We start from the raw sequence: 19,787 nt of genomic DNA, 5'->3' as shown, positions 1-19,787 counted from the left end.
CGGTCAGGATCGGTAGACGATCACCTCGTCGCCGATCCTGACCTGGTCGAACAGCCACTGCACGGCCGCGTAGTCGCGCACGTTGACGCAACCGTGCGAGGCGCCGTTGTAGCCGTTGGCGGCGAAGTCGGGGGAGTAGTGCACGGCCTGCCCGCCCGAGAAGAACATCGCGAACGGCATCGAGGTGCCGTAGAGGCTCGAGACGTGGTCGCGCGACTTGCGGTAGACGGCGAACTCGCCCTCGCGGGTCGGAAGCTCGTCGGAGCCGAAGCGCACCTCGACCGTCCTCAGCACCACCCCGTCGACCACCCAGCGCAGTGAGCGCGAGGTCTTGTCGACGCACATCGCCCGCCCCGTCGTGCAGCGCGGGTCGAGCGCCGGACCGGCCGGCACGATGTTGAAGAGCTCGGCCTTCGTCGGCTCCCGGGTCATGTCCTTGAGCCGGGTGAGGGTGCGCCGGTCGACCTGGCCGGTGACCGGGATCCTCCGTTTCGCCTGGAAGCCCTCGACCGCGGCGACGGTCGTGCCGGTGAAGCGGCCGGTCACCTCGGCGTCGTACCACTGCAGCTGCTTGAGGCGTGCCTGCACCTGGCGCACCCACATGCCCCGGTCGCCGCGCTCGAGCAGCGGCCGTCCGGGCGTGTAGACGTTGTGGAGCGCGTCGGACGTCGGCTCCGTCGTCCTGGCGACGACCTTGGTCCACGTGCGCTCGTCGACGACGCCGTCCGCCGTCCACCCGCGACGCCGCTGGAAGGTGGCCACGCCGTCACGCGTCTCGGTGTCGAAGCGGTTCGTGACCACCTCGGAGTGGAGGTCGAGCTGGTGGAGCCGGCTCTGCAGGACCCGCACCCGCCAGCCGGTGTCGCCGATCCGCATCGGGGCGAACTCACGGGCCGAGGCCCCGGCCGTGGCGGCGTACGACGACGTGGGCGCGGTGAGCGCCGTGGCGGCGCACAGCAGTGCGAGCAGCAGCACGAGCGCAGGCTGGCGGCGTGACATGTGGTTCCTCCCCCGGGGAAAGCCATCGACGGACTCAGTCTAGGGACGCGCACCGACGCCTCCGGGTTGCGTCCGGGCCGCACCCACGTTGGGTCCGACGGGCACCGGACGCCTACGCTCAGCGCGTGGCCCGCGCAGAGCTCGACAAGCAACCGACCGACGTTCGTCGCATGTTCGACACCGTGGCCAAGCGCTACGACCTCACCAACGACCTGATGACGGCCGGCATCCAGCGCAGCTGGCGGCGCTCGATGGTCGACGCGGTCGACCCGCAGCGCGGCGACCTGGTGCTCGACCTCGCCGCCGGCACCGGCTGCTCCAGCGAGCCGTTCTACACGCGCGGCGCGACCGCCGTGCCCTGCGACTTCTCGGTCGGGATGCTGCGGCAGGGGAAGAAGGACCGGCCGTTGCTGCCCTTCGTGGCCGGAGACGGCACCCGCCTGCCCTTCCTCGACGAGACGTTCGACGCCGTGACCATCTCCTACGGCCTGCGCAACTTCGTGGACCCGGTCGCGGGGCTGCGGGAGATGCGCCGCGTGACCCGTCCCGGCGGGCGGCTCGTGGTCTGCGAGTTCAGCCGCCCGACCAACGGCGCGTTCCGCACCGTCTACCTCGACGGCTTCATGAGGGCACTGCCCAGGATCGCCTCGGTGACCGCCAGCGCCTCCGACGCCTACGTCTACCTCGCCGAGTCGATCCGCGCCTGGCCCGACCAGGCCGGGCTCGCCGACCTGATGGTGGAGGCCGGCTGGCAGGCGCCGGAGTGGCGCAACCTGACCGGCGGGATCGTCGCCCTCCACCGCGCCACGGCCTGAGGCCCGCGACGACGCCCGGCACGAATTAGGGCACATCCACATTGCCTAAATGCGCAGGTCAGCGCGGCAATGCACCGGTCCGCCCCCCTGCGTGACCTACGCGACATCGCGGGTCTACAGTGTGGTCTGCGCCACTCGTGAAGCCATTCACAAGGTCACATTCTCGCTGACCGGCGCAGGAACACCTGGTGCACCGGAAGGGAAGCGATGGACCTCTACACGCCGATCCTGGCGCTGGCGCTCATTGCGACGGGCTTCGCGGTCTTCTCCGTGATCATGAGCGCGTTCATCGGCCCCAAGCGCTACAACCGGGCGAAGCTCGACTCCTACGAGTGCGGCATCGAGCCGACGCCGCAGCCGGTCGGCGGGGGCCGCTTCCCGGTCAAGTACTTCATCACCGCGATGCTCTTCATCGTCTTCGACATCGAGATCATCTTCCTGTACCCGTGGGCCGTCCACTTCGACCAGATGGCCCTCTTCGGCCTCGTCGAGATGGTCCTCTTCATCGCAACCGTGTTCGTGGCCTACGCCTACGTGTGGCGCCGCGGAGGATTGGACTGGGACTGACATGGGTCTCGAGGAGAAGCTGCCGTCCGGCGTCCTGCTGACCACCGTCGAGGGGGTCGCCGGCTACATGCGCAAGGCGTCCTTCTGGCCGGCGACCTTCGGCCTGGCCTGCTGCGCCATCGAGATGATGACCAGCGGCGGCCCGAAGTACGACCTCGGGCGCTTCGGCATGGAGGTCTTCCGGGCCAGCCCGCGCCAGGCCGACCTGATGATCGTGGCCGGCCGCGTGAGCCAGAAGATGGCCCCGGTCCTGCGCCAGATCTACGACCAGATGCCCGAGCCCAAGTGGGTGCTCGCGATGGGTGTCTGCGCCTCCTCCGGCGGCATGTTCAACAACTACGCCGTCGTCCAGGGCGTCGACCACGTCGTCCCCGTCGACATGTACCTCCCCGGCTGCCCGCCCCGCCCGGAGATGCTGATCGACGCGATCCTCAAGCTCCACGACCAGGTGCAGCAGACCAAGCTGGGCGTGAACCGCAAGAACGAGATCGAGGAGCTCGAGACCGCCGCCCTGCGCGCGCTCCCGACCTCGGAGATGAAGGGGCTGCTGCGGTGAGCGAGAAGCCTGACGGCAAGCCCGACGAGAAGGCAGCGGGCGAGGCCAGGGACGAGTCGGACGACAAGACCGACGCCAACGAGTCCGCACGCCCCTCCGAGGAGAAGAACCTCGAGGCGGCCAAGGCCGAGACCGGCACCGGAGGCGGGGTCGAGCAGCCCGCCGAGGAGCAGTCGCCGGAGAACGTGCCCGCCCCGACCGGCGAGGTGCGCTCGGTCGGCGAGCGCCACGGCATGTTCGGCGTCAAGGGCTCCGGCGACACCTCCGGCTACGGCGGGCTCGTCAGCGCGAAGGTCTTCCCGGCCCCGTCGGCGAAGCCCTACGGCCCTTCGACCGACTCAGGGGGGACCGGTTGGTTCGACGAGGTCGCGGGTGCGCTGGAGGCGCGGCTCGAGGCGACCGAGCTGACCACCGCGATCGAGAGCGTCGTGGTGCACCGCGGCGAGATCACCTTCCACGTGCGCCGCGAGGACCTGCCGTTCGTCGCGCAGATGCTCCGCGACGACGACGCACTGCGCTTCGAGTTCTGCTCCGGTGTCAGCGGGGTCCACTACCCCGACGACACCGGTCGCGAGCTGCACGCGGTCTACCACTTCACGTCGATGACCCACAACCGGCGCATCCGCGTCGAGGTCTCGGCTCCCGACAGCGACCCGCACGTCCCGAGCCTGGTGAGCATCTACCCGACGCTCGACTGGCACGAGCGCGAGACCTGGGACATGTTCGGGATCGTCTTCGACGGCCACCCGGCCCTGACCCGGGTGCTCATGCCCGACGACTGGCCGGGACACCCGCAGCGCAAGGACTACCCGCTCGGCGGCATCCCCGTCGAGTACAAGGGCGGGTCGATCCCGCCGCCGGACCAGCGGAGGTCGTACAACTGATGGTCACCGAACAGGACTTCTACGCAGCGCCCGGCGACACCAGCCAGGGCAAGGTCTTCACCGTCACCGGCCAGGACTGGGACTCGATCACCCAGAGCATCGGCGAGTCCGCCGAGGAGCGGGTCGTGGTCAACATGGGTCCGCAGCACCCGTCGACGCACGGCGTGCTCCGGCTGATCCTCGAGCTCGAGGGCGAGACGGTCACCGAGGCCCGGTGCGGCATCGGCTACCTCCACACCGGCATCGAGAAGAACATGGAGTACCGCTCCTGGGTGCAGGGCACGACCTTCTGCACCCGGATGGACTACCTCTCCCCGTTCTACAACGAGACCGCCTACGTGCTCGGCGTCGAGCGGCTGCTCGACATCGAGGACGACATCCCGGAGAAGGCGCAGGTGATGCGCGTCCTGCTGATGGAGCTCAACCGCATCTCCTCCCACCTGGTCTGCATCGCCACCGGCGGCATGGAGATCGGCGCGCTGACCGTCATGACGATCGGCTTCCGCGAGCGCGAGCTGGTCCTCGACCTCTTCGAGCTGATCACCGGCCTCCGGATGAACCACGCGTTCGTCCGTCCCGGCGGCGTCGCCCAGGACCTGCCGCCCGGCGCGCTCGACGAGATCCGTGACTTCATCGCGCTGATGAAGAAGCGCCTGCCGGAATACGCAGCGCTCTGCAACGCGAACCCGATCTTCAAGGGTCGCCTCGTCGACGTCGGGCACCTCGACCTGGCCGGGTGCATGGCCCTCGGCCTCACCGGCCCGGTGCTCCGCTCGACCGGCTACGCCTGGGACCTGCGCAAGACGCAGCCCTACAGCGGCTACGAGGACTACGACTTCGAGGTCCAGACCTGGGACACCTGCGACTCCTACGGTCGCTTCCGGATCCGGCTCAACGAGATGTGGGAGTCGCTGAAGATCGTCGAGCAGGCGGCCGACCGCCTCGCCGGCCTCGAGGGTGCCCCGGTCATGGTGGGCGACAAGAAGATCGCCTGGCCGAGCCAGCTCGCCATCGGCAGCGACGGCATGGGCAACAGCCTCGACCACATCCGCCACATCATGGGCGAGTCGATGGAGGCGCTGATCCACCACTTCAAGCTGGTCACCGAGGGCTTCCGGGTCCCGGCGGGCCAGGCCTACGTGCCGATCGAGTCGCCGCGCGGCGAGCTGGGCGCCCACGTCGTCTCCGACGGCGGTACGCGTCCCTTCCGCGCGCACTTCCGCGACCCGTCGTTCACCAACCTGCAGGCCACGAGCGTGATGAGCGAGGGCGGCATGGTCTCCGACGTCATCGTCGCCATCGCCTCCATCGACCCCGTGATGGGAGGAGTCGACCGATGAGCCTCGACGAGAAGACCTGGGGCGAGCTGCGCGAGGTCGCGGCCCGCTACCCCGAGGCCCGCTCCGGGCTCCTGCCGATGCTGCACCTCGTGCAGTCGGTGGAGGGCCGGGTCACGCCGGAGGGCATCGAGGCGTGCGCCGAGATCCTCGGCATCAGCGCCGCCGAGGTCAACGGCGTCGCAACCTTCTACACGATGTACAAGCGCAAGCCGGTCGGCGACTACCACGTCGGCGTGTGCACCAACACGCTCTGCGCGGTGATGGGCGGCGACCTGATCTTCGAGCGGCTCAAGGACCACCTCGACGTCGGCAACGACGAGACGTCCGAGGACGGCAAGATCACCCTCGAGCACATCGAGTGCAACGCGGCCTGCGACTACGCCCCGGTGATGATGGTCAACTGGGAGTTCATGGACAACCAGACGCCGGAGTCCGCGGTCCAGGTCGTCGACGACCTCCGCTCCGGGGCCGAGGTCCACTCCACGCGCGGGCCGCGGCTGTGCACGTGGCGCGAGGCCGAGCGCGTGCTCGCCGGGTTCCCCGACGACCGCGCCGACGAGGGGCCCACCGCGGGTCCCGCCTCCGTCGTCGGCCTGAAGATCGCCCGGGAGAACGGCTGGACCTCGGGCGCCGAGAAGGGGGAGAGCAATGGCTGACACGTTGACCCCGGTCCTCACGGACAACTGGGACGCCGAGCGCGCCTGGACGCTGGCGGCGTACGAGGAGCGCGGTGGCTACGCCGCCCTCGACAAGGCCTTCGCGATGGCGCCCGACGACGTGATCAACACCGTCAAGGAGTCGGGCCTGCGCGGTCGCGGCGGTGCCGGCTTCCCCACCGGCATGAAGTGGGGCTTCATCCCCCAGGACAACCCGAAGCCGAAGTACCTCGTGGTCAACGCCGACGAGTCGGAGCCGGGCACCTGCAAGGACATCCCGCTGATGATGGCGAGCCCGCACACGCTGGTGGAGGGCGTGATCGTCAGCTCCTACGCCATCCGCGCCAACACCGCCTTCATCTACGTCCGCGGCGAGGTGCTGCACGTGGTCCGCCGCCTCCAGCGCGCGGTCCAGGAGGCCTACCTCGCCGGTCACCTCGGCAAGGACATCCACGGCTCGGGCTTCGACCTCGACCTGATCGTGCACGCCGGCGCCGGCGCCTACATCTGCGGCGAGGAGACGGCGCTGCTCGAGGGCCTCGAGGGCCGTCGCGGGCAGCCCCGCCTGCGCCCGCCGTTCCCCGCCGTGGCCGGCCTCTACGCCAGCCCGACGGTCATCAACAACGTCGAGTCCATCGCGTCGGTGCCGAGCATCATCGTCAACGGCGCGCCCTGGTTCGCCGGGATGGGCACCGAGAAGTCGCAGGGCTTCGGCATCTTCAGCCTGTCGGGCCACGTGAAGACCCCGGGCCAGTACGAAGCCCCGCTGGGGATCACCCTGCGCCAGCTCATCGACCTGGCCGGGGGCATGCGCGAGGGCCACGAGCTGAAGTTCTGGACGCCCGGCGGATCGAGCACCCCGCTCCTCACGCCCGAGCACCTCGACATGCCGCTCGACTTCGAGTCGGTCGGCGCGGCGGGCTCGATGCTCGGCACCCGCGCGCTGCAGCTCTTCGACGAGACGACCTGCGTCGTCCGCGCCGTCCTGCGGTGGACCGAGTTCTACAAGCACGAGTCGTGCGGCAAGTGCACGCCGTGTCGCGAGGGCACGTGGTGGCTGACCCAGACGCTGGCCAGGCTGGAGAAGGGCCAGGGCAGCGAGTCGGACCTCGACCTGCTGCTCGACCAGTGCGACAACATCCTGGGCCGCTCGTTCTGCGCCCTCGGCGACGGTGCCACGAGCCCGATCTCGAGCTCGATCCAGCACTTCCGCGACGAGTACCTCGCGCACCTGACCCACGGCGGCTGCCCGTTCGACCCCGCCGCCTCGACCGCCTTCCCCTCCAGCACCAGCGCACCTGTGGGAGCCGACGCATGACGACGACCGACAAGGCGCCCGACACGGTCGACACCGACCTCGTCACGCTGACCATCGACGGCGTGCAGGTGAGCGTCCCGAAGGACACCCTGGTGATCCGCGCGGCCGAGCAGGTCGGCGTACAGATCCCGCGGTTCTGCGACCACCCGCTGCTCGACCCGGTCGGTGCCTGCCGCCAGTGCCTGGTCGACATCCCTGACGCCGGCAACGGCCGCGGCTTCCCCAAGCCGCAGGCGTCGTGCACGCTCCCCGTCGCCGAGGGCATGGTCGTCAACACCCAGGCGACCAGCGAGGTGGCCGACAAGGCGCAGCAGGGCGTGATGGAGTTCCTGCTGATCAACCACCCGCTCGACTGCCCGGTCTGCGACAAGGGTGGCGAGTGCCCCCTGCAGAACCAGGCGATGAGCAACGGCCGCGGCGAGAGCCGCTTCGCCGAGTCCGGTGGCGTCAAGCGCACCTTCCCCAAGCCGATCAACATCTCCGCGCAGGTCCTCCTCGACCGCGAGCGCTGCGTGCTGTGCGCCCGCTGCACCCGCTTCTCCGAGCAGGTCGCCGGCGACCCGTTCATCGCGCTCGCCGAGCGGGGCGCGCTCCAGCAGGTCGCGATCTACGAGCGCGAGCCCTACGAGAGCTACTTCTCCGGCAACGCGATCCAGATCTGCCCGGTGGGCGCGCTCACCTCCGCCGACTACCGCTTCCGCTCGCGCCCGTTCGACCTGGTCTCCACCCCCGGCGTCGCCGAGCACGACGCCTGCGGCGCGGCGATCCGGGTCGACCACCGTCGCGGCAAGGTGATGCGTCGCCTCGCCGGCAACGACGCGGACGTCAACGAGGAGTGGATCAGCGACAAGGACCGGTTCGCGTTCCGCTACGCGACGACCGACGACCGGATCACCTACCCGCAGGTCCGTGAAGACGGCGAGCTCCGCCCGGCCTCGTGGCCGGAGGCCTTCGCCGTCGCCGCCCGTGGCCTCCGTGCGGCCGGCGCCGGTGCCGTCCTGACCGGCGGCCGCCTGACCGCCGAGGACGCCTACGCCTACGGCAAGTTCGCCCGGGTCGCGCTCGGCACCAACGACGTCGACTTCCGCGCCCGTCCGCACACCGCAGAGGAGGCCTCCTTCCTCGCCGCGCAGGTGGCGCTGTCGGGCGGCGTGACCTACGCCGACCTCGAGACCGCGCCGGTCGTGGTGCTGCTCGGCCTCGAGCCCGAGGACGAGGCGGCGACGATCTTCCTGCGACTGCGCAAGGCGGCCCGCAAGGGTCGTACGCAGGTGGTGTCCGTGGCGCCCTTCACCTCGCGCGGCCTGCGCAAGATGAACGGTCGCCTGGTCCCGGCGGTGCCCGGCACCGAGGCCGAGGTGATCTCCTCGCTCAAGGACGCCGAGCACGGCGTCACCAAGGACGCCGTGATCCTGGTCGGCGAGCGGCTCGCGCAGACCCACGGCGCCCTCACCGCGGCCAGCCAGCTCGCGGCCACCACCGGCGCCCGGCTGGCCTGGGTGCCGCGACGTGCCGGTGACCGCGGTGCGGTCGAGACGGGCGCGCTGCCCAACCTGCTTCCCGGTGGCCGTCCTGCCGACGACAAGGAGGCCCGTGTCGACGTGGCCGCCGCATGGGGCGTCGACGCGCTCCCCAGCCGGGCCGGTCGCGACGGCAACGCGATCGTCGCGGCGCTGGTCAAGGGCGACCTCGGCGGCCTCGTGGTCGGCGGCGTCGACCCCGACGACACCGGCGACCCCGCCGCCTTCCGCGCCGCCCTCGACGCTGCCGGTTTCGTGGTCAGCCTCGAGCTGCGCGAGACCGACGTGACCCGTGCCGCCGACGTCGTGCTGCCGGTGGCGCCGGTGACCGACAAGACCGGCTGGTTCGTGACCTGGGACGCGCGCGTGCGCGAGTTCGACGCGGTCTTCACCAACCCTGCCTCGCTGCCCGACCTGCGGCTGCTGGCCGGCATCGCGGAGGAGATGGGGACGCCGCTCGGCTTCCGCACCGTCGGCGAGGTCCGCGCCGAGATGCAGGCCCTCGGCCCGTGGGACGGTGCCCGCCCCTCGGTCGACCCCGGCAAGGCGCCCCGGCCCCCGAAGGCGCCGAGGAAGGGCGAGACCGCCTTCGCGCTCGCCACCTGGAAGCAGCTGGTCGACCTCGGCTCGATGCAGGACGGCGAGGTCCACCTCCGCGCCACCGCCCGCACGCCGGTCGCCCGCCTCAGCCAGGCGTCGTACGACGCCGTGCTCGGCATGGTGGCTCCCGCCGACGGCGAGCAGCTGGTCACCGTCACCGGCGACCGCGGCAGCCTCACGCTGCCGGCGGTGGTCGCCGACCTGCCCGACGACGTGGTCTGGGTCCCGGCCCGGTCCGTCGGTCGCGGCGTCCTCGCCGAGCTCGCCTCGCCCGGCAGCCCGGTCACCGTGAAGGGAGCCTCGCAGTGAGCCTCGCAGTCATGAGCGTCCTGCCGCTCGCGGCGGACCTGCCCGAGACCGACCTGGCGAAGTTCGGCCAGGACCCCTGGTGGGTCATCGTGCTCAAGGCCGTCCTGATCTTCCTGGTCCTGGTGCTGCTGACCCTCTTCAACATCTGGTTCGAGCGCCGCGTCGTGGCCCGCATGCAGCACCGCGTCGGCCCCAACGTGCACGGTCCCTTCGGCCTGCTGCAGTCCCTGGCCGACGGCGTGAAGCTGGCGCTGAAGGAGGACATCGTCCCGAAGGCGGCCGACAAGGTCGTGTTCCTCATCGCGCCGGTCGTCGCCACCGTGCCGGCGTTCGTCACCTGGGCGGTCATCCCGTTCGGCCCCGAGGTGAACTTCTTCGGGCACCGGACCCCGCTCCAGCTCACCGACATGCCGGTCGCCGTGCTCTTCATGATGGCGATCGCCTCGATCGGCATCTACGGCATCGTCCTCGGCGGCTGGTCGTCCGGGTCGACCTACTCGCTCCTCGGCGGCCTGCGCTCGAGCGCGCAGATGATCTCCTACGAGGTCGCCATGGGCCTCGCGCTCGTCGCGGTCTTCCTCTACGCCGGGTCGATGTCGACCTCGGAGATCGTCGCCGCGCAGGACCGCCTCTGGTTCGGCCTGATCCTGCTGCCGTCGTTCGTCATCTACGTCATCTCGATGGTCGGCGAGACCAACCGCGCCCCCTTCGACCTCCCCGAGGCCGAGGGCGAGCTGGTCGGCGGCTTCCACACCGAGTACTCCAGCCTGAAGTTCGCGCTGTTCTTCCTGGCCGAGTACATCAACCTCGCCACCGTCTCGGCGATCGCCACCACGCTGTTCCTCGGCGGCTGGGCTGCTCCCTGGGGCGTCGAGCAGCTCTGGGACGGCGCCAACAGCGGCTACTGGCCGGTGCTGTGGTTCTTCGGCAAGGTCTTCCTCTTCATCTTCCTGTTCGTCTGGCTGCGCGGCTCGCTGCCCCGCATGCGCTACGACCAGTTCATGGCGCTCGGCTGGAAGATCCTGATCCCGGTCTCGCTGGCCTGGATCGTCGCCGTCGCGACCATCCGCGTCATCTCGCTCGAGGGCAACATCAACCGCAGCTACCTCGTGGCCGCGATCGCCGTCCTGCTGGTCCTCACCGTCGGCCTGATGTTCCTGGGCGACGGCAAGGACAAGGAGGACGAGGTCGAGGTGGGCGAGGAGCCGCACGACGCGTTCGCGGGCGGCTTCCCCGTCCCGCCGATGCCGGCGGGAGGCGCCGTACGCGGTGCCGCCGCGCCGCTGACGTTCGCCACGTCTCCCACCGGCCGCACCACCGTCACCGCTGCAGCGGAGGAGAACCATGAGTGAGTCCCAGCCGTCCGGCGAGGGGTCGAAGGGCATCAAGGAGTCCCTCTGGGACCCGATCGCCGGTTTCGGCGTCACCTTCCGGACGATGTTCAAGAAGGTCGTCACCGAGCAGTACCCGTTCGAGAAGATGCCGACGGCTCCGCGCTTCCACGGCCGCCACCAGCTCAACCGCTGGCCCGACGGCCTCGAGAAGTGCATCGGCTGCGAGCTGTGCGCCTGGGCCTGCCCGGCCGACGCGATCTACGTCGAGGGTGCCTCCAACAGCGACCTCGAGGACGCCGACGGCAACAGCCAGCGCTTCAGCCCCGGCGAGCGCTACGGCCGCGTCTACCAGATCAACTACCTGCGCTGCATCCTGTGCGGGCTCTGCATCGAGGCGTGCCCGACGCGTGCGCTGACGATGACGAACGAGTACGAGCTCGCCGACAACAACCGCGCCGACCTGATCTACGAGAAGTCCGACCTGCTGGCGCCGCTCCTGCCCGGCATGGAGCAGCCGCCCCACCCGATGCGCCTCGGTGACGACGAGGGCGACTACTACAGGGGGACGACACGATGACCTTCTGGATCCTCGCCCCGATCATGGTGGTCGCCGCGCTCGGCATCCTGTTCGTCCGCAAGGCCGTCCACGCGGCGCTGCTGCTCGCCGTCGTGATGATCAGCCTGGCGTTCCTCTACGCGGCGATGGACGCGCCGTTCCTCTTCGCGGTGCAGATCATCGTCTACACCGGCGCGATCCTCATGCTGTTCCTCTTCGTGATGATGCTGATCGGCGTCGACGCCTCCGACTCGGTCGTGGAGACCATCCGCGGGCAGCGCGTCATGGCCGTCGTGCTGGGCCTGGTCTTCGGCAGCGTGCTCGTGATCGGCATCAGCCAGGTCACGCTCGGCACGGTCGTCGGCCTCGACGAGGCCAACACCGGCGGCAACGTCCCGGCGATCGCCAACATCCTCTTCTCCAAGTACGTCTTCGCCTTCGAGGCCACCAGTGCGCTGCTGATCACCGCCGCGCTCGGCGCCATGGTGCTCGCCCACCGCGAGCGGCTCACGCCGAAGGCGACGCAGGCCGATCTCGCCGCCCAGCGGATCCGCGACTTCGGCGAGCACGGCAAGCACCCGGGCCCGCTGCCCTCGCCGGGTGTCTACGCCCGCCACAACGCGGTCGACACCCCGGCCCTGCTGCCGGACGGCACCGCCTCCGAGTCGTCGGTCTCCCGGGTGCTCGCCGCGCGCGGCACCGTCCGCTCGGCCCCCGCGCTGGCCGACGACATCGACGACGTACGCCGCCAGCTGGCCGGTCTCGACGGGCACAGCGACCCGACGCAGATGCCCGAGACGTCCGGCAAGGCCGGTGCCCCGGCCACGACGACGGAGGACGAGAAGTGACCCAGTACGTCGTGCTCTCGGCGATCCTGTTCACGATCGGCTGCGTGGGTGTGCTCACCCGGCGCAACGCCATCGTGGTGTTCATGTGCGTCGAGCTGATGCTCAACGCCTGCAACCTCGCGTTCGTCGCCTTCGCCCGCCAGCACGGCAACCTCGACGGCCAGATCACCGCCTTCTTCGTGATGGTCGTGGCCGCAGCCGAGGTCGTGATCGGGCTCGCGATCATCATGACCATCTTCCGCACCCGACGCTCGGCCTCGGTCGACGACGCCAGCCTGCTGAAGTACTGAGGGAGCAATCGTGAACCTGTTGTCCCACTCGGTCCTCCTCGCTGCCGAGTCCCCGGCGCACGCCCCGGTGGTCGCGCCCGACACCGGTGCCGGCGGCGTGTTCGACCTGCTGTGGCTGGTCATCGCGCTGCCGCTGCTCGGTGCCTTCCTGCTGCTCGGGGTCGCACCGTTCCTGCCGACGTCGCTGAAGCAGACCGTCGACAAGCGCGGCCACCTGCTCGGCACCGCGATGGCGGTCCTGTCCTTCGTGCTCAGCCTGACCCTGTTCATCTCGCTGCTCGGCCGTGACGCCGAGCAGCGGCAGGTCGGCCAGCACCTGTGGACCTGGTTCGAGACCGGCCAGCTGAGCGTCGGCATGGACCTGCTCTACGACCAGCTCTCCGCGCTGTTCCTGCTGCTGATCACGGGTGTCGGCTCGCTCATCCACGTCTACGCCATCGGCTACATGGAGCACGACGAGCGTCGTCGCCGCTTCTTCGGCTACCTCAACCTCTTCGTCGCGGCCATGCTCACGCTGATCCTCTCGGCGAACTTCGTGGGCCTCTTCCTCGGCTGGGAGGGCGTCGGCCTGGCGTCGTACCTCCTCATCGGCTTCTGGCAGCACAAGCCGTCGGCGGCCAGGGCGGCCAAGAAGGCCTTCGTCATCAACCGCGTCGGCGACATCGGCCTGACGCTGGCGATCGCGCTGATGTTCGCGACCTACGGCACCACCGACTTCGGCGGCGTCAGCGAGCTCGCCTCGCAGGCCGACCAGGGCACCCTCAACGCCCTCGGCCTGCTGCTCCTGCTCGGCGCCTGCGGCAAGTCGGCCCAGGTGCCGCTGCAGGCCTGGCTGCTCGACGCGATGGAGGGCCCGACCCCGGTCTCGGCCCTCATCCACGCGGCCACCATGGTCACCGCCGGCGTCTACCTCGTCGTCCGCTCGAACTTCATCTACGAGCTCACGCCGGTCGCGCAGACCGCGGTCGTCGTCGTCGCCACCGTCACGCTGCTGTGGGGTGCCGTCCTCGGCTGCGCCAAGGACGACATCAAGAAGGCGCTCGCCGGCTCCACGATGAGCCAGATCGGCTACATGATGCTGGCCGCCGGCCTCGGCCCGGTCGGCTACCCGTTCGCGATCTTCCACCTGCTCACGCACGGCTTCTTCAAGGCCAACATGTTCCTCGGCGCCGGCTCGGTCATGCACGGCATGGACGACGACGTCGACATGCGCCACTACGGCGCGCTGCGCAAGACGATGCCCGTCACCTTCCTGACGTTCGCGATGGGCTACCTCGCCATCGTCGGGTTCCCCGGCTTCTCGGGCTTCTGGTCCAAGGACCGGATCATCGAGTCGGCGCTGGCCGACAACCTGGTGATCGGCCTGCTCGCCATGCTCGGCGCCGGCGTCACGGGCTTCTACATGACCCGGCTGATGCTGATGACGTTCTTCGGCGAGAAGCGCTGGAAGCAGGACCTGCACCCCCACGAGTCGCCGAAGGTGATGACCGTCCCGCTGATGGTGCTCGCCGCGCTCTCGGTGCTCGGTGGCCTGCTGCTCCTCGGCGACTGGATCGTCACCTGGCTCGAGCCGGTCACCGGCCACGCCGAGCACCACGAGCCGCCGCTCCCGGCGATCGTGATCACCCTGATGATCACCGCCGTGGTCGCGATCGGTGTCGCGGCCGCCTGGTTCCTCGTCGGCAAGCGCGACATCCCGCGCGAGGCACCTCAGGACGTCTCCTTCGCCACGAGGGCCGCGCGCGCCGACCTCTACGGTGACGCGATCAACGACGCGGTCGTCGTACGTCCCGGGGCCGGGCTCGTCGGCGGCCTGCTGACCCTCGATCGCGGCGGGATCGACGGTGCCGTGATGGGCGGCGCTGCCGCCGTCGGTGGCATCTCGAGCACCCTGCGACGCGTCCAGAACGGCTTCGTCCGCTCCTACGCCCTGTCCCTCCTCGGTGGCGCCCTGCTGGTCGTCCTCGCTCTCCTGGCGGTGAACCTCGGATGATGCTCACAGTCCTGATCCTGCTGCCGCTCCTCGGCGCGCTCGTGGTCGCCTTCGTGCCGCGCGCGCAGGTGCGCCCGGTGGGACTCGCGTTCGGCCTCGCCTCGCTGGTCTACGGCCTGGTCGTCGCCAGCCGGTACGACGTCGACGGCGGCATGCAGATGACCGAGACCCACACCTGGATCGAGGCCATGGGCGTGCACTACGCGCTCGGCCTCGACGGGCTCGGGCTGATGATGGTGCTGCTGACCGTGGCGATCGTCCCGCCGGTGATGCTGGCCTCGTGGAAGGAGAGCGAGTCTCCCGCGGGCGGGGGAGCGCGCTCCTTCTTCGCCTGGGTCCTGGCGCTCGAGGCCATGTCGCTCGCGGTCTACACCGCCACCGACGTGCTCCTGTTCTACGTCGTCTTCGAGGCCACGCTGATCCCGGCCTACTTCCTGATCGGCGGCTTCGGCCGCTCGGGCCGCGGCCGCGCGGCGACGAAGTTCCTCATCTACCAGCTCGCCGGCGGGCTCATCCTGCTCGCGTCGGTGGTCGGGCTCTACGTCGTCTCCGCCGACGCCGGCAACCCGAGCTTCCTGATCAGCGACCTGGCCGCGCTCGACATCGACCCGATCACCCAGCGCTGGCTGTTCGTCGGCTTCTTCGTCGCCTTCGCGATCAAGGCCCCGATCTTCCCGTTCCACACCTGGCTGGCCGACACGAGCGAGAAGGCGACGCCGAGCACCTCGGTGCTGCTGGTCTGCGTGCTCGACAAGATCGGCACCTTCGGCATGCTGCGCTTCTGCCTCGGCCTGCTGCCCGACGCCTCGCAGTGGGCGACGCCCGTCGTCGTGACGCTGGCGCTGATCTCGATCGTCTACGGCGCGCTGATCGCCATCGGCCAGGACGACGTCCTGCGCCTGATCGGCCTCACGTCGCTGTCGCACTTCGGCTTCATCGTGCTGGGCATCTTCGTCTTCAACGCCACGGGCGGCACGGGCGCGGTCCTCTACATGGTCAACCACGGCATCGCGACGGCACTGATGTTCCTGGTCGCCGGCTTCCTCATCAACCGCACCGGTACGACCCTGATCAGCGAGATGGGCGGCGTCGAGAAGCACGCGCCGATCCTCGCCGGGTCGTTCCTCATCGGTGGGCTCGCCGCCTGCGGCCTGCCCGGCCTGTCGCCGTTCGTCTCCGAGGTGATGGTCATCATCGCCGCCTTCGACCACCACTGGCTGGTCGGCTCGGTGTCGGTCCTGGCGATCGTGCTGGCCGCGATCTACGCGCTCTGGATGTACCAGCGCACGATGACCGGCCCCGACCTCGAGGGCTCCGCCCCCGTGGCCGACCTCGACCGGCGTGAGGTCGGCATCGTCGCGCCGCTCGTGCTGGCGCTCGTGCTCTTCGGCTTCTTCCCGATGCCGCTGCTCGACGTCATCAATCCCTTCGTCCACGACTCGCTGACGAGTGTGGGCATCAGCCTGGAGGGTGGTCACCAGTGATCGACTTCGTGAAGCCGAGCATCGACTACTTCGAGCTCTCGCCCCTGCTGATCGTCTTCGCCGTCGCCTGCCTCGGCGTGGTCGTCGAGGCCTTCCTGCCGCGCGCCCTGCGCTACCGCGCGCAGGTCGTGCTCTCGCTCGTGGGCCTCGTGGCCGCGCTGGTCGGCGTCGTCCTCGTGGCGCGCGCCGTGGCGACGTACGACGACGGGGCCGCGCGCGGCATCCTCGCGGTCGGCGGCACTGTCGCCATCGACGGCCCGAGCCTGTTCATCTGGGGGCTGGTCCTCGCCCTGGCGATCGCCGGCGTGCTGCTCTTCGCCGAGCGCCACCTCGACGGCGGGGTGTCGGCGTTCGCCGGCCAGGCCGCCGCCGTGCCGGGCACCGACGCCGAGACCGCCGCGATCGCGGCGCAGCGCGAGCACACCGAGGTCTACCCGCTGATGATGTTCGCGGTGTTCGGGATGATGCTGTTCCCCGCGTCGAACGACCTGCTGACGATGTTCGTCGGCCTCGAGGTCCTCTCGCTCCCGCTCTACCTGCTCAGCGGACTGGCGCGACGTCGGCGCCTGCTGAGCCAGGAGGCGGCGCTGAAGTACTTCCTGCTCGGCGCCTTCTCGTCCGGCTTCTTCCTCTACGGCGCCGCGCTGCTCTACGGGTACGCCGGCTCCATGGACTTCGCCGCGATCAACGAGGCCGTGCGCAACGACGTCGGCAACAACAGCCTGCTCCTCATCGGCACCGGCCTGCTGTCGGTCGGCCTGCTCTTCAAGGTCGGCGCCGTCCCGTTCCAGGCCTGGACGCCCGACGTCTACCAGGGCGCCCCGACCCCGGTGGTCGCCTTCATGGCCGCCGGCACGAAGGTCGCCGCCTTCGGTGCGCTGCTGCGTCTCTTCTACGTCGCCCTCGGCGCCGACCGCTGGTCGTGGCAGCCGATGCTGTGGGTGATCGCTGTGCTCTCGATGTTCGTCGGCGCGATCCTCGCGATGACCCAGAGCGACATCAAGCGACTGCTGGCCTACTCCTCGGTCGCGCACACCGGCTTCATCCTCGTCGGCGTGATCGGCCTCCAGGGGTCCGACCAGCTGGCGTCCGGCGAGATCACCTCGCTCCAGGCCGTGCTCTTCTACCTCGCCACCTACGGCTTCGCGACCGTCGGTGCCTTCGCCGTGGTCAGCCTCGTGCGCGACAGCGGCGGCGAGACGACCGCGCTCGCCCGGTGGGCGGGGCTCGGCAAGGAGTCGCCGCTGGTGGCGGCGGTCTTCGCCTTCTTCCTGCTCGCCTTGGCCGGCATCCCCCTCACGGCCGGCTTCGTCGGCAAGCTCGCCGTCTTCTCGGTCGCGCTGGCGGCCGGCGCCTGGCCGGTCGTCGTGGCCGCGATCGCCGCGAGCATCCTGGCGGTGGCGCTCTACGTCCGGGTGATCAAGGTGATGTTCTTCGACGAGCCCGTCGGCGACGGGCCGAGCGTGGCGTACCCCTCCGTGATGACCGCGACCACCATCGCCGTGGGTGCGGCGGTGACCCTCGTCCTGGGCATCGTGCCGGGGCCGGTTCTCGATCTCGCGGCCGTTGCTGGAGAATTCATCAGGTGACCGACTCGCCCCTCGCACTGCCTGTCGTCGACGCCGACCTCGAGCGTCGGCTCGTCGAGCGGCTCGCGCACATCGACGAGCTGCTCGAGGGGCACTGCCAGGGCCGGACGCCCTACGTCTCGCAGGCGGCCACGCACTTGATGATGGCCGGCGGCAAGCGCTTCCGCCCGCTGCTGGTGCTGCTCGCCGCCGAGACCGGCACGCACCCCGAGTCGGAGGAGGTGGAGACCGCGGCCTGCGTCGTGGAGCTCACCCACGTCGCCTCGCTCTACCACGACGACGTCATGGACGAGGCCGACCTGCGCCGCGGTGCCGACACGGCCAACGCGCGCTGGGACAACCTGGTCGCGATCCTCACCGGCGACTTCCTGTTCGGCCGCTCCTCCGAGCTCACCGCCGACCTCGGCCCCGACGCCGTACGCATCCAGGCGCGGACGTTCACCCGGCTCGTCGAGGGCCAGATCCTCGAGACCGTGAAGCCCGGGCCGGGCGAGGATCCGCTCGCGCACTACCTCGAGGTCGTGGCCGGCAAGACCGGGTCGCTGATCGCCACGTCCGCGCGCTACGGCGCGATGTTCGGTGGCGCCCGGCCCGAGGTCGTCGAGGCGCTGCGCGCCTACGGCGAGATCGTCGGCTCGGCCTTCCAGCTCTCCGACGACATCCTCGACATCGCCTCCGAGTCCGACACCTCCGGCAAGACGCCCGGCACCGACCTCCGCGAGGGCGTGCCGACCCTGCCGGTCCTGATGGCCCAGGCCTCGACCGACCCCGCCGACGAGCGCCTGCTGTCGCTCCTCGGCCGCCCGCTGACCGACGACGCCGAGCACGCCGAGGCCCTGGCGCTGCTGCGGGCGCACCCGGCCATGGTCCAGGCCCGCGACTACGTCATCGGCCAGGCGGCGCAGGCCAAGAAGCACCTCGAGGTCCTCGACCCCGGCCCGGTGCGCACGGCCCTCGAGTCCTTCGCCGACGTGGTCGCCACCCGCTCCTCGTGACCGGCCGTCGGGCGGTGAGTGACCCACTTCCCGACCGCGTGGAATGTGGCTCACACACCGCTCGAACCCGGATCAAGCCCGGGCGGTGAGTGACCCACTTTCCGGCCGCGTGGAATGTGGCTCACACACCGCTCGAGCCCGGATCAGGCCGCGGGCGGTGAGTGACCCACTTCTCGACCACGTGGAATGTGGCTCACACACCGCTCAAACCCGGATCAGGCGGCGCTGGCCTGCGCGATCAGCCGCAGGTGCCGGCGGCGGTGGTTGACGGTCTCGACGGTGAAGACCACCAGCGCGACCCAGACGAGGGCGAAGCCGATCCAGCGGCTGGCCGGCATCTCCTCGTGGAAGACCAGGATGCCGAGGGCGAACTGGATGGTCGGCGCGAAGTACTGCAGCAGCCCGAGCGAGACCATCGAGACCCGGATCGCCGCCGCGCCGAAGAGCATGAGCGGGATGGCGGTGACGATCCCGGTCGTGGTGAGGAGCAGCGCGTGCCCGAGGCCGTGCGACGCGAAGCTCGACTGCCCCGCGGCGCTCAGCCACACGACGTACGCCAGCGCGAGGGGCGCCATGACCAGCGTCTCCAGCGTGATGCTCTCGACGGCCTCGACGGCCGCCGTCTTCTTCGCGAGGCCGTAGGCGGCGAAGCTCAGCGCCAGGACGAGGGCGATCCAGGGCGGGCGCCCGTAGTCGACGGTCAGCACCCCGACCGCCACGAACGCGATCCCCATCGCGACCCACTGGAGGCGACGGAGCCGCTCGCCCAGCACCAGCACGCCGAGCAGGACGGTGACGAGCGGGTTGATGAAGTAGCCGAGCGACGTCTCCACGACGCGTCCGTTGTCGACGCCCCAGATGTAGGTGCCCCAGTTGATCGTGATGAGGACGGCGGCACCCGAGATGAGGAGGACCTTGCGGCGCTCGCGCAGGAGGTCGCGGAAGCTGCCGGTCCTGCGCCACGCGACGAGCACCACGACCATCGTCAGCAGCGACCAGAGCAACCGGTGCGCGAGGATCTCGACCGCGCCGCCCGGCTCGAGCAGGGCCCAGTAGACCGGGAGGGTCCCCCAGAGGATGTACGCCAGTGCGCCGAGCAGGAGTCCGCGGCGGTTGTCTGGCACTCCCGGAGTG

Annotated in this window: 18 protein-coding genes; 16 read left to right on the top strand and 2 right to left on the bottom strand. The window is 70.2% G+C overall.

Annotated features, from left to right (window positions below):
• Positions 1 to 3: 3 nt before the first annotated feature.
• Positions 4 to 999, bottom strand: coding sequence for a L,D-transpeptidase family protein (locus tag EUA93_RS03770; protein WP_129398843.1), 996 nt, complete (start codon positions 997 to 999; stop codon positions 4 to 6).
• Positions 1,000 to 1,124: 125 nt separating this feature from the next.
• On the opposite strand from EUA93_RS03770, the gene EUA93_RS03765 reads away from it, so the two are divergent.
• From EUA93_RS03765 to EUA93_RS03690, 16 genes are all read left to right on the top strand, one after another.
• The gene (locus EUA93_RS03765; RefSeq protein WP_129398841.1) at positions 1,125 to 1,814 is read left to right on the top strand and encodes a demethylmenaquinone methyltransferase; all 690 of its coding nucleotides are present in this window, start codon (positions 1,125 to 1,127) and stop codon (positions 1,812 to 1,814) included.
• Between the two features lie 207 nt (positions 1,815 to 2,021).
• Positions 2,022 to 2,381, top strand: coding sequence for an NADH-quinone oxidoreductase subunit A (locus tag EUA93_RS03760; protein ID WP_090969060.1), 360 nt, complete (start codon positions 2,022 to 2,024; stop codon positions 2,379 to 2,381).
• 1 nt (position 2,382) lies between these two features.
• Positions 2,383 to 2,937, top strand: a complete 555-nt coding sequence (locus EUA93_RS03755; protein ID WP_129398839.1) for a NuoB/complex I 20 kDa subunit family protein — start codon at positions 2,383 to 2,385, stop codon at positions 2,935 to 2,937.
• 185 nt (positions 2,938 to 3,122) lie between these two features.
• Positions 3,123 to 3,821, top strand: a complete 699-nt coding sequence (locus EUA93_RS03750; protein ID WP_129401065.1) for an NADH-quinone oxidoreductase subunit C — start codon at positions 3,123 to 3,125, stop codon at positions 3,819 to 3,821.
• Positions 3,821 to 5,161 (top strand): NADH-quinone oxidoreductase subunit D, encoded by a 1,341-nt coding sequence (locus tag EUA93_RS03745; RefSeq protein WP_129398837.1) that lies wholly within the window; start codon positions 3,821 to 3,823, stop codon positions 5,159 to 5,161. The genes EUA93_RS03750 and EUA93_RS03745 overlap by 1 nt, the downstream gene beginning before the upstream one ends.
• Entirely contained in the window at positions 5,158 to 5,817 is a 660-nt protein-coding gene (gene nuoE / locus EUA93_RS03740; RefSeq protein WP_129398835.1) for an NADH-quinone oxidoreductase subunit NuoE, read from the top strand. Before EUA93_RS03745 ends, nuoE begins: the two co-directional genes overlap by 4 nt.
• The gene (gene nuoF, locus EUA93_RS03735) at positions 5,810 to 7,135 is read left to right on the top strand and encodes an NADH-quinone oxidoreductase subunit NuoF (protein ID WP_129398833.1); all 1,326 of its coding nucleotides are present in this window, start codon (positions 5,810 to 5,812) and stop codon (positions 7,133 to 7,135) included. The genes nuoE and nuoF overlap by 8 nt, the downstream gene beginning before the upstream one ends.
• Complete coding sequence (locus EUA93_RS03730; RefSeq protein WP_129398831.1) at positions 7,132 to 9,564, top strand: NADH-quinone oxidoreductase subunit G; 2,433 nt, start codon at positions 7,132 to 7,134, stop codon at positions 9,562 to 9,564. The genes nuoF and EUA93_RS03730 overlap by 4 nt, the downstream gene beginning before the upstream one ends.
• A gap of 11 nt (positions 9,565 to 9,575) precedes the next feature.
• Complete coding sequence (nuoH, locus tag EUA93_RS03725; protein ID WP_129398829.1) at positions 9,576 to 10,916, top strand: NADH-quinone oxidoreductase subunit NuoH; 1,341 nt, start codon at positions 9,576 to 9,578, stop codon at positions 10,914 to 10,916.
• The gene (gene nuoI, locus EUA93_RS03720; RefSeq protein WP_129398827.1) at positions 10,909 to 11,475 is read left to right on the top strand and encodes an NADH-quinone oxidoreductase subunit NuoI; all 567 of its coding nucleotides are present in this window, start codon (positions 10,909 to 10,911) and stop codon (positions 11,473 to 11,475) included. The genes nuoH and nuoI overlap by 8 nt, the downstream gene beginning before the upstream one ends.
• Positions 11,472 to 12,302 carry an NADH-quinone oxidoreductase subunit J gene (locus EUA93_RS03715; protein WP_129398825.1) on the top strand — a complete coding sequence of 277 codons (831 nt, stop codon included), beginning with the start codon at positions 11,472 to 11,474 and terminating at the stop codon, positions 12,300 to 12,302. Before nuoI ends, EUA93_RS03715 begins: the two co-directional genes overlap by 4 nt.
• The gene (gene nuoK, locus EUA93_RS03710) at positions 12,299 to 12,592 is read left to right on the top strand and encodes an NADH-quinone oxidoreductase subunit NuoK (protein ID WP_056907095.1); all 294 of its coding nucleotides are present in this window, start codon (positions 12,299 to 12,301) and stop codon (positions 12,590 to 12,592) included. The genes EUA93_RS03715 and nuoK overlap by 4 nt, the downstream gene beginning before the upstream one ends.
• A gap of 97 nt (positions 12,593 to 12,689) precedes the next feature.
• A complete protein-coding gene (gene nuoL, locus EUA93_RS03705) occupies positions 12,690 to 14,585 on the top strand; it encodes an NADH-quinone oxidoreductase subunit L (RefSeq protein ID WP_129401064.1) in 1,896 nt (631 codons plus the stop codon).
• Positions 14,585 to 16,069, top strand: a complete 1,485-nt coding sequence (locus EUA93_RS03700) for an NADH-quinone oxidoreductase subunit M (RefSeq protein ID WP_129398823.1) — start codon at positions 14,585 to 14,587, stop codon at positions 16,067 to 16,069. The genes nuoL and EUA93_RS03700 overlap by 1 nt, the downstream gene beginning before the upstream one ends.
• Positions 16,069 to 17,658 carry an NADH-quinone oxidoreductase subunit NuoN gene (gene nuoN, locus EUA93_RS03695; protein ID WP_129401063.1) on the top strand — a complete coding sequence of 530 codons (1,590 nt, stop codon included), beginning with the start codon at positions 16,069 to 16,071 and terminating at the stop codon, positions 17,656 to 17,658. Before EUA93_RS03700 ends, nuoN begins: the two co-directional genes overlap by 1 nt.
• Positions 17,655 to 18,653, top strand: coding sequence for a polyprenyl synthetase family protein (locus tag EUA93_RS03690; RefSeq protein WP_129398821.1), 999 nt, complete (start codon positions 17,655 to 17,657; stop codon positions 18,651 to 18,653). Before nuoN ends, EUA93_RS03690 begins: the two co-directional genes overlap by 4 nt.
• A 215-nt stretch (positions 18,654 to 18,868) precedes the next feature.
• Here the strand turns inward: EUA93_RS03690 and rarD are convergent, their stop codons facing one another.
• Entirely contained in the window at positions 18,869 to 19,777 is a 909-nt protein-coding gene (gene rarD, locus EUA93_RS03685) for an EamA family transporter RarD (protein WP_129398820.1), read from the bottom strand.
• Between the last annotated feature and the right edge of the window lie 10 nt (positions 19,778 to 19,787).

The organism is Nocardioides oleivorans (assembly GCF_004137255.1).
In the GTDB taxonomy this organism is placed as follows: Bacteria; Actinomycetota; Actinomycetes; order Propionibacteriales; family Nocardioidaceae; genus Nocardioides; species Nocardioides oleivorans.
The sequence above is the reverse complement of the archived record's forward strand: the minus strand, read 5'-3'. Positions and strand labels throughout refer to the sequence as shown.